Source organism: Paraburkholderia sp. Ac-20336, assembly GCF_017105025.1.
In the GTDB taxonomy this organism is placed as follows: domain Bacteria; phylum Pseudomonadota; class Gammaproteobacteria; order Burkholderiales; family Burkholderiaceae; genus Paraburkholderia.
Genome location: NZ_JAAGPS010000167.1, coordinates 1 through 14,149, shown reverse-complemented (window position 1 = coordinate 14,149; position 14,149 = coordinate 1). Strand labels below are relative to the sequence as shown.

11 protein-coding genes and 2 pseudogenes are annotated in these 14,149 nt (G+C 66.1%); 8 read left to right on the top strand and 5 right to left on the bottom strand.

Features of this window, described 5'->3' with window-relative positions:
• Window positions 1-134: 134 nt before the first annotated feature.
• Window positions 135-1,595, bottom strand: a pseudogene (gene mdlC / locus GXB81_RS28365) (benzoylformate decarboxylase); the annotation flags it as partial.
• A gap of 132 nt (window positions 1,596-1,727) precedes the next feature.
• Here mdlC and GXB81_RS28360 point away from each other — a divergent pair.
• The 5 genes from GXB81_RS28360 to GXB81_RS28340 all read left to right on the top strand — a co-directional run bounded on the left by GXB81_RS28360 (window position 1,728) and on the right by GXB81_RS28340 (window position 8,164).
• Window positions 1,728-2,645, top strand: coding sequence for a LysR family transcriptional regulator (locus tag GXB81_RS28360; RefSeq protein WP_205990929.1), 918 nt, complete (start codon window positions 1,728-1,730; stop codon window positions 2,643-2,645).
• Window positions 2,646-2,844: 199 nt separating this feature from the next.
• Entirely contained in the window at window positions 2,845-3,534 is a 690-nt protein-coding gene (locus tag GXB81_RS28355; protein ID WP_205990928.1) for a DUF969 domain-containing protein, read from the top strand.
• Complete coding sequence (locus GXB81_RS28350) at window positions 3,531-4,484, top strand: DUF979 domain-containing protein (protein ID WP_205990927.1); 954 nt, start codon at window positions 3,531-3,533, stop codon at window positions 4,482-4,484. Before GXB81_RS28355 ends, GXB81_RS28350 begins: the two co-directional genes overlap by 4 nt.
• A 22-nt stretch (window positions 4,485-4,506) precedes the next feature.
• On the top strand, window positions 4,507-5,517 hold the full coding sequence (locus GXB81_RS28345; RefSeq protein ID WP_167283723.1) for a DUF2891 domain-containing protein: 1,011 nt from the start codon (window positions 4,507-4,509) through the stop codon (window positions 5,515-5,517).
• Window positions 5,518-5,782: 265 nt separating this feature from the next.
• A complete protein-coding gene (locus tag GXB81_RS28340; protein ID WP_205990926.1) occupies window positions 5,783-8,164 on the top strand; it encodes a DNA polymerase II in 2,382 nt (793 codons plus the stop codon).
• Window positions 8,165-8,199: 35 nt separating this feature from the next.
• On the opposite strand, the pseudogene GXB81_RS28335 reads toward GXB81_RS28340, so the two are convergent.
• Together GXB81_RS28335 and ftrA are read right to left on the bottom strand one after the other, a co-directional pair.
• Window positions 8,200-8,404, bottom strand: a pseudogene (locus GXB81_RS28335) (DUF2252 domain-containing protein); the annotation flags it as partial.
• Window positions 8,405-8,618: 214 nt separating this feature from the next.
• On the bottom strand, window positions 8,619-9,584 hold the full coding sequence (gene ftrA / locus GXB81_RS28330; RefSeq protein ID WP_205990925.1) for a transcriptional regulator FtrA: 966 nt from the start codon (window positions 9,582-9,584) through the stop codon (window positions 8,619-8,621).
• A gap of 151 nt (window positions 9,585-9,735) precedes the next feature.
• Between ftrA and GXB81_RS28325 the strand changes: the two genes are divergently transcribed.
• The 3 genes from GXB81_RS28325 (at window position 9,736) to GXB81_RS28315 (ending at window position 11,854) form a co-directional block, all read left to right on the top strand.
• The gene (locus GXB81_RS28325; RefSeq protein ID WP_205990930.1) at window positions 9,736-10,194 is read left to right on the top strand and encodes a rhodanese-like domain-containing protein; all 459 of its coding nucleotides are present in this window, start codon (window positions 9,736-9,738) and stop codon (window positions 10,192-10,194) included.
• 270 nt (window positions 10,195-10,464) lie between these two features.
• Window positions 10,465-10,872: a hypothetical protein gene (locus GXB81_RS28320; protein ID WP_205990924.1), complete on the top strand. Its 408-nt coding sequence runs from the start codon at window positions 10,465-10,467 to the stop codon at window positions 10,870-10,872.
• A 172-nt stretch (window positions 10,873-11,044) separates the two neighbouring features.
• A complete protein-coding gene (locus tag GXB81_RS28315; protein ID WP_205192665.1) occupies window positions 11,045-11,854 on the top strand; it encodes a hypothetical protein in 810 nt (269 codons plus the stop codon).
• A 145-nt stretch (window positions 11,855-11,999) separates the two neighbouring features.
• Here GXB81_RS28315 and dapA read toward each other — a convergent pair whose 3' ends face one another.
• Together dapA and GXB81_RS28305 are read right to left on the bottom strand one after the other, a co-directional pair.
• Window positions 12,000-12,905: a 4-hydroxy-tetrahydrodipicolinate synthase gene (gene dapA / locus GXB81_RS28310; protein ID WP_205990923.1), complete on the bottom strand. Its 906-nt coding sequence runs from the start codon at window positions 12,903-12,905 to the stop codon at window positions 12,000-12,002.
• A 518-nt stretch (window positions 12,906-13,423) separates the two neighbouring features.
• Window positions 13,424-13,927, bottom strand: coding sequence for a polymer-forming cytoskeletal protein (locus GXB81_RS28305; RefSeq protein WP_205990922.1), 504 nt, complete (start codon window positions 13,925-13,927; stop codon window positions 13,424-13,426).
• Between the last annotated feature and the right edge of the window lie 222 nt (window positions 13,928-14,149).

The window sequence follows — 14,149 nt, the reverse complement described above, 5'->3', positions numbered from 1 at the left end:
AATTGCTTGCGCGGCTGCGACGCCCTCGTTTGTTGCACGTGGGTTACACGCGGGTTACGCGCGGCGGTCGCGTTCATCCCGCCTCGGTCTCCATGAATAGCACGTCACGTGCCTTGCCGCAGTGCTTTGCGGCGCGCGAAACCGAATACGGGTGCGAAGTCCTGCAACGCGGCATAGCGCGCATTGTTCAGGATCACAAATGTAATCGGCAGGCGCAGCTGCACCGCGCTCCAGATCGCCTGGATCGAGTACATGCTCGAACCGTCGCCGATCAGCGCGATCACGCGCTCGCCGGGCCGCGCGAGCGCCACGCCGACTGCCGCGGGCATGCTGTAGCCGAGGCCGCCGCTGTCCATCGTCATGAAAGTGCCGGGACGCACGATCGGCAGATAGATTTGCATTGCCGGACGCGCGCTCGGCGCCTCCTCGACGATGATGCCGTCGGGATCGCGCACGTCGGCGAGCGTCTGCAACGCGAACGCGGCCGACATGCGCGCGCCGCCCACGGGCGGCAACGCGCGCGGCGGCACGGCGCGCGGCGCGGGGAATGCGCGTTCCCTCGGCGCGGCGCGCGCCAGCAGGTCCTGCACGCCGAGCCGCACGTTGCCGACCGCGGCGATGCCCTGCGGCGTCCATGCGGCCACACCCGGATCGTCGATCAGTTGACATAGCTGCGCGCCCGGCGGCACATGCGGGCCATGTCCTTCGATGTGATACGTGAACGCGGGCGCGCCGATCACGAAGATCGCATCGTGCCCGTCGAGCAGGTCGACGATGCGCTCGCGCATCGCGGGCAAAAAACCGCCGAACAGGCGATGCGTTTCGGGGAAGCTGCAACGTGCGCTCATCGGCGCGACATAGACGCGCGCGCGATGGCGCTCCGCCAGTTGCACGACGTCCTCCGCCGCATCGGCGCGATCGACCGCGCCGCCGACCACGAACGCGGGCCGCTCGCACGCGTCGAGCAACGCGCCGATGCGTTCGAGCATTGCCGCATCGGGGCGCATGACCTGCGCGACCTCGCGCTCCGGCACGCGTTCGGCGGGCTGATCCCAGTCGTCGGCGGGAATCGACACGAACACCGGGCCGCGCGGCTCCTGCATCGCAATTGCGTAGGCGCGCGCGATCGCGAGCGGCACGTCCTGCGCGCGCGCGGGCTCGATGCTCCACTTCACATAGGGTTTCGGCAATTCGGTCGCCTGGGTCGCGGCGAGAAACGGATCGAACGGCAGGATCGAGCGGGCCTGCTGGCCCGCCGTGACGACGAGCGGCGTGCGGTTGCGAAACGCCGTGAAGATGTTGCCCATCGCGTTGCCGACGCCCGCCGCCGAATGCAGGTTCACGAGCGCCGCGTTGCCGGTGGCCTGCGCATAGCCGTCGGCCATGCCGACCACCACGGCTTCCTGCAGACCGAGCACATAGCGGAAATCGGCGGGGAAATCGCGAAACATCGGCAACTCGGTCGAGCCCGGGTTCGCGAAGATCGACGTCATGCCGACGCGGCGCGCGAAGTCGATGACCGCGTCGCGCACGGTCCATTGCGGGTGATTGCCGGGATTCTGCTGCGCAGCGTGGGCTGTCACGTGGGCTGTCATGCGATGTCTCCTGTTTTTTATAAGTACAACACGTCGGCGCGAAAAATCGGCGCAACAAAACGAACGGCCATTATCCCGACGGTATGGGTAGCCGGAAATTGCCTTATTTGGAAAAAGGCATTACCTTTTGGCATGACTTACAACCTGCAGCAACTTCAGGCGTTCGCGGCGATCGTCGCAAGCGGCAGCCTCGGCCGCGCGGCGGATGCGCTGCACGTCACGCAGCCCGCGCTGAGCCGGACCATTCGCCGGCTCGAGGAACAGGTCGGCGCCCCGCTGTTCGAGCGGCATTCGCGCGGCATGCATCTGACCGAGGTCGGCGCGGTGCTGCTGCCGCATGCGCTTCTGTTGCAACGCGAGGCCGAACAGGCGCGCGAGGAAATCGACGCGCTGCGCGGGCTCGCGCGCGGCACGATCCGCGTCGGCGCGGCAGGCAGCATCGCGAGCCTCGTGTTGCCGCTCGCGGTGGGCCGCGTGCTCGACAAGTGGCCGAATCTGCGCGTGGAGATCATCGAGGGCGTGTGGGACCGTCTCGCCGACGCGCTCGTCAGGCGCGAGATCGACCTCGCGCTCAGCGTAGCCGTGCCCGATAGCGACGAAATCACGGCGATCGCCGATTGCCGCTGGGAAGACGCGAGCTATGTGGTCGCCGCGCCCGATCATCCGTTGCGGCGTAAGCCCGGTCTCACGCTTGCCGATACGCTCGGCGAGCGCTGGGCGATTCCGCCGCGCGGCACCGGGCCGTTCGAGCAGATGCAGAGCGTGTTCGCCGAGCACGGGCTCGGGCTGCCGAACGTGGTCGTCGAAACGCGTTCGATCACGGTGCTGAAGAGCCTCGTCGCGCGTTCGGGTTTTCTGGGCTGGATGGCTGCGCCGATGTACGTGACCGAGAGCAAGGCCGGCGTGTTCGATACGCTCGGCGTGCCCGGCGTGGCCGGGCGCCGCACGCTGACCGCGTTCCGGCGCCGGCAAGGCATTCTGCCGAGTCCGGCCGTGAAGCTGCTCGAACAGTTGCGGCAACTGACGGCCGAGGAAATCGGCGTGGAGTGACGGTGGGGTTGGCGAATCTTGGCGTTTACCCTGTGAAAATATTTTCTCGTCTATTTATCGATAAATTATCGTGCTAGATTCCGTCGCCGTGCCGGCAGGCGCGCGGGCTCGCTGATCGCCGGGCCATCGTTCATCCGCCGCATCGTCATCGCGCAACGCGCCGGTAACCGGGCGTCGCCGCAACCAGAAGGAGAGCCGCATGTGGGTTTTGATTGGCGTGCCGATCGTGGTGCTCGGCTTCGCATTGCGCTTCAACGCGCTGCTGGTGGTCACGCTCGCGGGCATCGCGACCGGGGTGGCCGGCGGCCTGCACCCGGTCGAGATCGTCAGCGCGTTCGGCAAGGCCTTTGCCGATAACCGCTACATGGGCCTGATCTGGCTCACGCTGCCGGTGATCGCGCTGCTCGAACGCAACGGCTTGAAGGAACAGGCGCGGCATCTGATTTCACGCCTGCAGGCCGCCACCACCGGCCGCGTGCTGATGCTCTACTTCGTGATCCGCCAGATCACGGCGGCGCTCGGCCTCACCTCGCTCGGCGGCCACGCGCAAATGGTACGGCCGCTGATCGCGCCGATGGCCGAAGCCGCCGCCGCGAACCGTCACGGCGAATTGCCCGAGGCGGTGCGCCAGCAGATTCGCGCGAACGCATCGGCGGTCGACAATATCGCCGTGTTCTTCGGCGAGGACATCTTCATCGCGATCCAGTCGATCCTGCTCATCAAGGGCTTTCTCGAACAGAACGGCGTCTTCGTCGAACCGTTGCAGGTCTCGGTGTGGGCGATTCCGACCGCAATCGCCGCGCTCGTCATTCACGTGATCCGCCTGATCCTGCTCGACCGCAATCTGTCGCACAAAATGAGCGCCTACAAACGGAGCGCCGCGCGATGACGATCAAGCTCGAATCCCTCTACGTCCTCGCCGGTTTGATGTTCGCCGCGTTCGCGCTGTTCAATCTGCGCGACCGCTCGAATCCGCGCCGCGTCATCAACTTTCTGTTCTGGGGCATTTATGCGGTCACGTTCCTGTTCGGCGCGGAATTGCCGCACTTCGTGACAGGCTGCCTCGCCATCGCGCTCGCCTTGATCGCGGGCTCCGGCAAGCTCGGACGAGGCCACAGCGACAGCAACAGCGAAGCCGCCGCCGCGCGCCGCGAAGCGAACGCGCGGCGCTTCGGCAACAAGCTGTTCGTGCCGGCGCTGCTGATTCCGCTCATCACGCTGGCCGGCACGCTCACGCTCAAATACGTCCCCTTCGTCGAGACGAAGAACGTCACGCTGATCTCGCTCGTGCTCGGCACGCTGGTCGCATTCGGCGCGGCGCTCTTCATGCTGCGCGACTCGCCCGTGCATGCGCTGAAAGATGCGCGCCAAACCATGGACACGGTCGGCTGGGCCGCGATCCTGCCGCAGATGCTCGCGGCGCTCGGCGCGCTGTTCGCGGTCGCGGGCGTCGGTCACGTGGTGTCGGATCTCGTGAAAACGTGGATTCCGGTCGACTCGGCGTTCGCGGTGGTCGCGGCCTACACGTTCGGCATGGCGATCTTCACCATGATCATGGGCAACGCGTTCGCCGCGTTTCCTGTGATGACGGCCGGCATCGGCCTGCCGCTGATCGTGCATCAGTTCAACGGCAACCCCGCGATTCTCGGCGCGATCGGCATGCTGTCCGGCTTCTGCGGCACGCTGATGACGCCGATGGCCGCCAACTTCAACATCGTGCCCGCCGCGCTGCTCGAACTGAAAGACCAGAACGGCGTCATCAAGGCACAATGGCCGACCGCTTTACTCCTGTTGGTCGTCAACACCATACTGTTGTACCTGTTCGTATTCCGCTTCTGAGGAGCCGCCGATGACCGCGCCGTTGCCGCAACAACTCACCCGCGAATTCGCGTCGAAATTCGCCAACCTCGCGCTCGCCCACCTCACGCGCGAGTATCCGAACAAGCTCACGCACGCGCTTGCCGGCGCGCAGGACGTGCAGGGCCCGCGCGCGCTGCACCCGATCTTCTACGGCAGCTACGACTGGCATTCGTGCGTGCATGGCTACTGGCTGGTTCTGCATCTGCTCGAACGCTTCCCCGATCTGCCCGAGGCCGCACGCATCGTCGCGGTGGCCGACGAGCATTTCACCCACGCGAACGTGGCCGGCGAACTCGCGTATCTCGACCTGCCGCACAACCGCGGCTTCGAGCGTCCCTATGGCTGGGCATGGCTGCTCGCGCTGAGCGCGCAGCTCGACGCGCTGAAGATCTCCGAGGCCGCACGCTGGTCGAAGACGTTCGCGCCGCTCACGGCCACCTTCGTCGAACGCTTCGAGGAGTTTCTGCCGAAGGCGACTTATCCGCTGCGGGTCGGCACGCACTTCAACATGGCTTTCGCGCTGGCGCTGACACTCGATTTCGCGCGGCAAACCTCGCGCACGTCGCTCGAAGCGCTGATCGTCAGCACCGCCGAACGCTGGTTCCTCGACGACGTCGCCTGCCAGGCATGGGAGCCGTGCGGCGACGAATTTCTCTCCCCTTCGCTGATGGAAGCGGAACTGATGCGGCGCGTGCTGCCGTCCGCGCAATTCGTCGACTGGTTTGGCCGCTTTCTGCCGGACCTCGGCGCGAAGAAGCCCGCGACGCTGTTCGAGCCCGCCATCGTGACCGATCGCAGCGACGGCAAGATCGCCCACCTCGACGGTCTCAATCTGAGCCGCGCGTGGTGCCAGCGCTCGCTCGCGCGCGTGCTGCCGGCTGGCGACGTACGCCGCACGGTGCTGTTCGAAAGCGCCGAGCGCCATCTGCATAGCGCGCTCGCGCACGTGGCCGGCGACTATATGGGCGAGCATTGGCTCGGCACGTTCGCGACGCTCGCGCTCGAAGCCTGAGCGGGTTTTCCGTTCGACGTGCCTTGCGCAGGCGCGCCGCCTGGTCCGTTTGGTTCACTTGGTCCATTTAGGAGCGCCTTTTTTATTTCGCTCGTATCACGCGGGCCATTGCCTCGCCTGCACGACTTCGTTTTACAGCGTCGCCTTACATCCGCACTCCGCGCCCTTCTTCGGCCATCGCGACCAACGCTTGCGGCGGTAAAATCGCACAAGGCGATCAAGCCCGTCGAGAGGTAGAGCGAAGAGGCGTAAAAGAGGTGCGAGTTTGACTGAGTTCGAGCAGGGTTTCATTTTGACCCGGCATTGGCGGGACACGCCCGCCGGCACGGAAATCGAATTCTGGCTGGCCACGGATAACGGGCCGCGCCATATCCGTTTGCGCCCTCAGCCTTCGGTCGCCTTCATTCCCGGCGAACATCGCGAGCGCGCCGAGACGATTCTGCGCGAGGACAAGCAGCACGAGCTGCGGTCGCTCGAATTGCGCGACTTCCAGCAGCGTCCGGTGATGGGGCTTTACTGCCCGCAATACCGGCAGTTGAAGGGCCTCGAAAAACGCCTGAAACAAGGCGGCATCGACGTCTACGAAGCCGACATCCAGCCGCCCGAGCGCTACATGATGGAGCACTTCATCACCGCGCCCGTGTGGTTCAGCGGCGAGCCGCAGCCCAAAGGCCCGCTTCTGAACGGCGAATTGAAACCGGCCAACGGTTATCGTCCGCCGTTGAAGCTCGTGTCGCTCGACATCGAAACGAGCGTGCATGCCGAGCTTTATTCGATCGCGCTCGAAGGTTGCGGCGAGCGCCAGGTGTATATGCTCGGCCCGCCTAATGGTAACGACAGCGACGGCGACGCGGGCGCGCTCGACTTCAGGCTCGAATACTGCGAAACGCGCGCCCAGCTGCTCGAAAAACTGATCGCGTGGATGGAGTTGCATGATCCCGATGCGATCATCGGCTGGAATCTCGTGCAGTTCGATCTGAAGGTGCTGCAACAGCATGCGCAACAGTATCGCGTGCCGTTGCGCATCGGCCGCAGCGGCGCCGTGATGGAGTGGCGCGAGCACAGCGTCACGCGCAATCACTTTTTTGCGGGCGTGGCGGGTCGTCTTGTCATCGACGGTATCGAGGCCTTGCGCTCGGCGACGTGGAGCTTTCCGTCGTTCAGCCTCGAATACGTGTCGCGCTCGGTGCTCGGCGAGGGCAAGGCGATCGACAACCCGTATCAGCGCATGGATGAAATCCAGCGCCGCTTCGACGAAGCCAAGCCAGAACTCGCACGCTACAACCTCAAGGATTGCGAACTGGTTACGCGCATCTTCGCGAAGACCGAACTGCTGTCGTTTCTGCTCGAACGCGCGAGCGTGACCGGCCTCGCCGCCGATCGCAGCGGCGGCTCGGTCGCGGCGTTCACGCATCTGTATATGCCGCGCATGCATCGGCAAGGCTATGTCGCGCCGAATCTCGGCGACGTCGCCGGTGCCGCGAGCCCCGGCGGCTTCGTGATGAATTCGCGGCCCGGCCTCTACGACTCCGTGCTCGTGCTCGACTACAAGAGCCTCTATCCGTCGATCATCCGCACGTTTCTGATCGACCCGCTCGGTCTCGTCGAAGGCCTGCTGCATCCCGACGACGAACACTCGGTGCCGGGCTTTCTCGGCGCGCGCTTTTCGCGCACGCGCCACTGCCTGCCGTCGGTCGTCGCGCAGGTCTGGGACGCGCGCGAAGCGGCCAAGCGCGAGCACGACAAGCCGCTCTCGCAGGCCCTGAAGATCATCATGAACGCGTTCTACGGTGTACTCGGTTCGACCGGCTGCCGCTTTTTCGATCCGCGCCTCGCGTCGTCGATCACGATGCGCGGCCATGAAATCATGCACACGACGCGCGAATGGATCGAGGCGCAAGGCTACGAAGTGATCTACGGCGATACCGATTCGACCTTCGTGTGGCTCAAGCACGCGCGCGACGAGGACGCCGCCGCGCGCATCGGCCGCGCGCTCGTCGACCATATCAACGCGGCGTGGCGGCAGACCTTGCAGGCGCGCTTCGGACTCGACAGCGCGCTCGAACTGCAATTCGAGCGGCACTACCGGCGCTTTTTCATGCCGACCGTGCGCGGCACCGAAGAAGGCAGCAAGAAGCGCTATGCGGGTCTCAGCGTGGCCGCGGACGGCAGCGAGGAAGTGGTCTACAAGGGGCTCGAAACCGTGCGCACGGACTGGACACCGCTTGCGCAACAGTTTCAGCAGGAGCTGTACCGGCGCATTTTCAAACAGCAGCCGTATCAGGATTACGTGCGCGACTATGTGCGCGATACGCTCGCGGGCCGGCTCGACGATCAACTCGTGTATCGCAAGCAGTTACGCCGCCCGCTCGCCGCCTACGAGCGCAACGTGCCGCCGCACGTGCGCGCGGCACGCGTCGCCGATGACTTCAATCGCGCGCAGGGACGTCCGCTGCAATATCAGAACGGCGGCTGGATCAGCTACGTGATGACGATCGCCGGGCCCGAGCCGCTCGAAACGCTGCGTTCGGCGATCGACTACGAGCACTATCTGACGCGGCAATTGCAGCCGGTTGCCGACGCGATTCTGCCTTTGCTGCGCGACGATTTCACGAGGTTGATGTCGGGGCAAAGGGAGTTGTTCTGATTGGCGATGTTGCGGATCTCGCGCGGCTGCGAGGCTATCGCACCGCGATCATAAGCCTCGCGCAATACGCTTTCCAGCTGGCGCCACCTGCGCCTCGCATTGCGCGAGATCGATCAGCGGCAACTGCCAGTCGTGCCGGTTGCCGAATGCGATCAGGTCATCGGCGATCACCGACTTCTGCCCGCCGCCGCTGCGCAGATGCGCCCACGCGCTCAATTCGGCCATGCTGTCGATCACTGCCATCAGACCTGCCCGTATTCGAAGGCCCTGCATCGAAGCGTGGATGTGCAGACCGCGCTGGTTTGATGCGCTTTTCAGAAAGCGCTGCCCTCAGGTCCACCTGAGGGGCCACCTAAGGATCGACCTGAAAGTCCACCCGAACCTCACAGCCCCTAAACCGGCATTGCGCAATCCTGACACCACCCGGATCGCGCAATCCGCCGCCATCCGGCACTCAACCTGCGTCCCGCGCCCCAAACTTGCGCCGGTACGCCCCCGGGCTCGTCAACGCAATGCGCCGGAAATGCCGCCGCAGCGATTCTTCCGAGCCGAACCCCGCCAGTTCCGCGACGCGCGCCATCGGCAACGGCGACGGCGCTTCGAGCAGTTCGCGCGCAATCGCGACGCGCTCGCGCACGAGCCAGTCGTACGGCGCCATGCCGGTCGCGTCGCGAAATTGCCGTTGCAGCGTGCGCGTGCTCATCGCGGCACGCTCGGCGAGCGAGCGCAGCGTGTGCGGCTCGGCGGGATGGCGGCGCACCCAGTCCATCAGCTTCGCGAGACGCCCGCTTTCGTCGTGCGGCACCGGTCGCGGCACGAACTGCGCCTGCCCGCCCTCGCGATGCGGCGGCACCACGAGCCGTTGCGCGACGCGGTTCGCGATCGCGCTGCCGTGGTCGCGCCGCACGAGGTGCAGCAGCATGTCGAGCCCGGCCGCCGATCCCGCCGACGTGATGATCCGCCCTTCGTCGACATAGAGCGCATCGGGCCGCACGCGCAGATGCGGATAGCGCTGCTGCAGTGTCTCCGCATAGCGCCAGTGCGTCGTGACGGTCTTGCCGTCGAGCACGCCCGCCGCCGCGAGCACGAACACGCCCGAGCAGATCGAGCAGAGTCGCGCGCCACGCTCGTAGGCGGCGCGGATTGCGCTCAGCAGCGCGGCGGGCGGTGCTTCGTCCGCGTCGCGCCAGCCCGGAATCACAATCGTGTCGGCTTGTGCGAGCAGCGTCAGCGTATGCGGCGCGCCGATCGTAATGCCGCCCGCCGCGCGGATCGGCCCCGGCTCGGCCGCGCAAACCGCGAAGCGATACCAGGGCACGCCGAGTTCGGGACGTTCGAGCGCGAACAGTTCAGTCACGCAGCCGAATTCGAAGGTGCAGAGCCGGTCGTAGGCCAGCGCGACAACGAGATGGTTTTGCATGGCGCGATGTTACCGGATATTGACGATTACGCCACTTATCCGTATACGGGCCGAGCGGCACAATCAAACCGCCTGATCGCACCGCAGCCCCGCCCGCCGACAGGCCGTCCGCTCAACCCTGCCATCGCGCCTAGCCATGTCCGACACTTCCATGCCTTCCAGTCGCACCGCCGACAGCGACGGCCCCAACGTCACCAACCGCGCCAACGCGGTCACTGCGATCCCCGCCGCCGGCAGCGCCGCCGCGCTCGCCCACTTCCAGGCGTCGCTGCAATTCGAAACCGATTGTTCCGACGTCCACGCCGCGCTCGCGAGCGGCACGCCCGGCTTCGTGCTGCTCGACGTGCGCAGTCCCGCGCTGTTCGCCCAGGGCCACGTGCCGGGCGCGCTCAATCTGCCGCATGGCAAGATCGTCGCGTCGAAGCTGGCCGGCTATCCCGCCGACACGCTCTTCGTCACCTATTGCGCGGGCCCGCACTGCAACGGCGCGGCGCGCGGTGCCCTGCGGCTCGCGCAACTCGCGCGGCCCGTCAAGCTGATGGCCGGCGGCGTCACCGGCTGGCTCGACGAGGGCTTCGCGCTGAGCCGTCCCGAGGCAGCGCTGCCATGACGCGCCGCCGGGGCTTGCTGCCATGGTCCGCCAGCGCGATCTGCAACCGTGATTCGCCGCCGCGACTCGCCCCCGTGATCCACCGTTGAAACACGCCGCAAAGCCCGGCCCGGCCGCCATCCGCGCCCAATCGGGCCAGCTCGCGAAGGCATCTCGATTTGTCTAAATAAAAGCCGCGAACTGCCGATAACAGGTCAAGCCGCCCTTCTCCCGGCGGTTGGACCCCATATGCTGAGTTCCCACCCTTTCTGGTTCGTCGCTATTTCGTTCGTGGCCGTGGCGCTGGCGTCGTCCGGCGCGCCCGAACTGACGGACCGCATGTTTCTGCTTGCGCCGATGCCGCCGCGGCACGCGTGGCGGCTCGCCGACGCGCTCGCGGCGAGGGCCTGCCCGCTCGCGCGCGCCACCTCGACGGCCGCGCCTCGGATCGCGCGCGCGCCCGGCAAGCCCAACCCACTCGATCTTTCGCGCAAACGTTTCGCTGCCGCGCTCGCACATCCTTTCGAAATGGCAACACGGGCCGCGGACGTCGAGACGAAATCGCAGGCCGACCAGCCGCCCTCGACGACGCGCAACGCCAGCAACACATGCAACGCAATGCCAGGCGTCCTGCCCGGCCAGCCAGTCAACGCCGGCGACTTCGGCGCCATGCTCAGGGGGAGAACAATGGCCGCGTGAGCACGCCACGCGTTGAAACGAGCTTCGCAATGACTTTTCAGAATGATTTCCCCGAAACGACTTCGGGATGACATAAAAGCATGTTGTCGTCAGCGTTCATGACGATTGGGCAGACGCCCAGCCGCTACGACGGCAACGCACAAAACAAAACAGGCAAGGTGTTGGAGATTTCATGACTTTCGACGTAGCGACGTATACCTCGTTGTGGCTGATCACGTTCCTCTGCTGTGCGCTCATCACCACGGCGCTGTCGCGCATGTTCCCGCAGGTCGTCGCATTCCGTTTCTGGGCCATCGGGTTCTATCTGAACGGCGCGTCGTCGGCCTGCTTCGCGTTGCATCTGACGTGGCGGCACGGTGTGTTTCTCGTACTCGGCGCAACGTTCGCGCTGCAATGCCGGATCCTGATCTGGTGCGGCCTGCGCAAGCTGCTCGGCATTCGCGCGCCATGGCGCACCGGGCTCGCGCTGTCGCTGCTGTTCTGCGCGCTCTATGGCGGCGCGCTCGCGTATCCGCTGCCGATTCTCTTCCGCGCGGCGCTGCTCGCGCTGTTCTTCCTGCCGTGCCGCCTCGGCACGCTTTACGACATATGCCGGCCGCGCCGCACGCATCTCAGCCCGGCACGCTCTATCGCGGCGACCGGCGCCATGCTCGCGTCGCTCAATACAATCCTGCCGCTCGTGCTCGCGCTGCTGAACCGCACCAACCTGTCGCTCGTGCTCGCCAATCCACGCACGACGTCGGCGCTGTACGCCTTCGTCTTCGCCGGCGACCTGCTGCTCGCGAGCGGCCTGATCGTGCTCGCGTTCAAGCTGCTGAGCGTCGAGCGCAACATGCTTGCCACGCTCGATCGCAGCGCGTCGGCGCACCGCGCGGCACGCCGCGCCATGCGCGCGCTGCGTCAGTCGAAAGAGACGCTCGGGGCGGCCCGCGTGCATCACGACGATGTCGGATATGCGCCGACGGCAGCCGGCACGATTTGAGAAAGCACGGGCCGGTATGAACCGGGTCTAGGCCGGGCATGGGCCGGCCAGCCCGCGCTTCTCGGCTTCGGATCACCGCTTTACGCCACGGCCGCGCGTCGCGGCTTCGTGCCGCGACCTCATGCCGCCGCTTAGCCCTGCCGCTTTACCTCCGTTCGCCCTCTGCGCTCGCGACGAGCGCTTCGAGCCGCCGCGCCAATGCGTCGCTCGCAGGCGTCATCGGCATGCGCAACTCGTTGCGGATCCAGCCTTCGGCCGCAAGCATCGCCTTGACCGGCGACGGATTCGGCTCGACGAACGCAAGCTCGATCTGCGGCACGAGCGCCTGAAAAATCCGCCGCCCGTCGTCGAGCCGCCCATCGGCGAGCGCACGATGCAGCGCGACGAAACGCTCGGGCCGCACATGCGCGGCTGCCGCAATCGCCCCGCTGCCGCCAAGACACAGCGTACTGAAGATCTCGAGGTCGTTGCCGGCCAGCACCTGCAAGCGAGCGTCGCGAATCAACGCAAGCGTTGTGTCGAGCGAGCCCGCGCAATCCTTGATCGCCCGAATCCGCGGATGCGCGGCCAGCGTGAGCAGCGTGTCGAGTTCGAGCCGCACACCGGTGCGCTGCGGAATGTCGTACAGCACGACGGGTTGCGCACTCGCGTCGGCCAGCGCGCTGAAATGGCCGACGATACCGGTTTGCGCAGGCCGCGTGTAATACGGCGCGGCAATCAGCACGCCCGCGATCGGCAGCGGATTCAACTGTTCGATGCGCTCGCGCATGCTCGCCGTGCCATTACCCGACACGCCGACCAGTACCGGCAACGCGTGCCGCTGCGGGGTCGCGTCAGCGGCAACCTGCACCGCGTCGAGAATCGTCGCGAGCACGGCATCCTGTTCGGCGGCGTCGAGCGTGGCCGGCTCGCCGGTCGTGCCGAGCGCGACGAGACCGGCCACGCCGGCGTCGGCATAGCGGCGCACGAGCGCGCGCAAGGCGGCGTGATCGACCGCGCCGTCGGCGAACGGCGTAATCAGCGGAATCCAGATACCCGAGAAATCAGACATGTTTTCTACCTCGATGACGACCGTATCGAATCCGGTCAGCGGTGCGAGGAAGAAAGGAGAAAGCCGCGGGGGCGGTCAACCGGTCGTTCCGTCGCACATCTGACGACGGAGCAGCGTGTTCCGGTCAGATGAGCGGCTGTTTTTTGGCTTTGGCGTGCACGTTGAGCGAAGCGTCCATGCGTGCGAACGCCACGCTCGCGAAAGCGGTGCGGACGGAGGTCGACGGACGGAGTCGGAACGTGGAGCCGGAGTGCATGAACCGCAGTGTAACCGCGATAGCGCCGCAGCGGGTGCAGTCTGGCATGGCATGCGGGTTCGTCTTCACTGGTGACCTGCTGCTCGCGAGCGGCTGAATCGTGTTCCTCTGTTCAAGCGGCCGAGCGTCGAGCGTGACATGCTCGCCACGCTCGGGCGCGGCGCGTCGGTGCGTCGGCACACCGCGCGGCAAGCCGCGCCGTGCGCGCGCTGCGTCAGCCGAAGGAGACGCCCGGCGAGGCGTGCGGACACCAGGCCCGGCATCACCCCCGCTCAGCCTTCGACGGAGACGGTTTGAGTTCGGCGGGGCGAACTTCGCGAGGTTCGCTCTCGCGCAGCATGACCCGCACCGGCTCGCTGCCTGCGGCCGGACGTGCCAGCAGCGGCTGCGCCGGCTGAGCCGGCTCGCATTTCTTGAGCTTGCCTTCGACCGAAGCGCCGCAATCCATCTGCAACTGCTGGTAATAGATATTGCCGGTCACATGCGCATTACCCTGCAGTTCGACGAAGTGATCGGCCGTCAGATCGCCCACGATCCGGCCATTGACCACCACGTCGTAGCAGTGCACGTTGCCCTCGATCGAGCCTCGATCGCTCAGGACGAGCAAGGTCTGACTGCCGGCCGCGCCGCTGACGTTGCCTTTGATATGGCCGTCCATGCGCAACCCCTCGCTGAACTGAAGATCGCCGGTAATTCGCACGTCTTCTGCGATCAACGTGGCAAGCCTCGAGCGCTCGATACCTGCGTTTTTTTTCTTGCTGAACATCACGGTTTCCCCGAAAAAAGCCGCCGCTCAGGCTTTGGCGACGGCGACTCGACTCCACTACAGCACGGCATCATGGTCATGCCGCGCCTCTGCGGCAGCCGTGCATTGTTTCGCTCAGCGACGCGGCGCCGTCGCGCGGGCGGTGCCCTGCTCGCGCAGAAACGCCAGCTCGGCGCCGAGCCTCGCGACCTCGGCGGCGGCGCTGTCGGCCGTCTTCTGCAC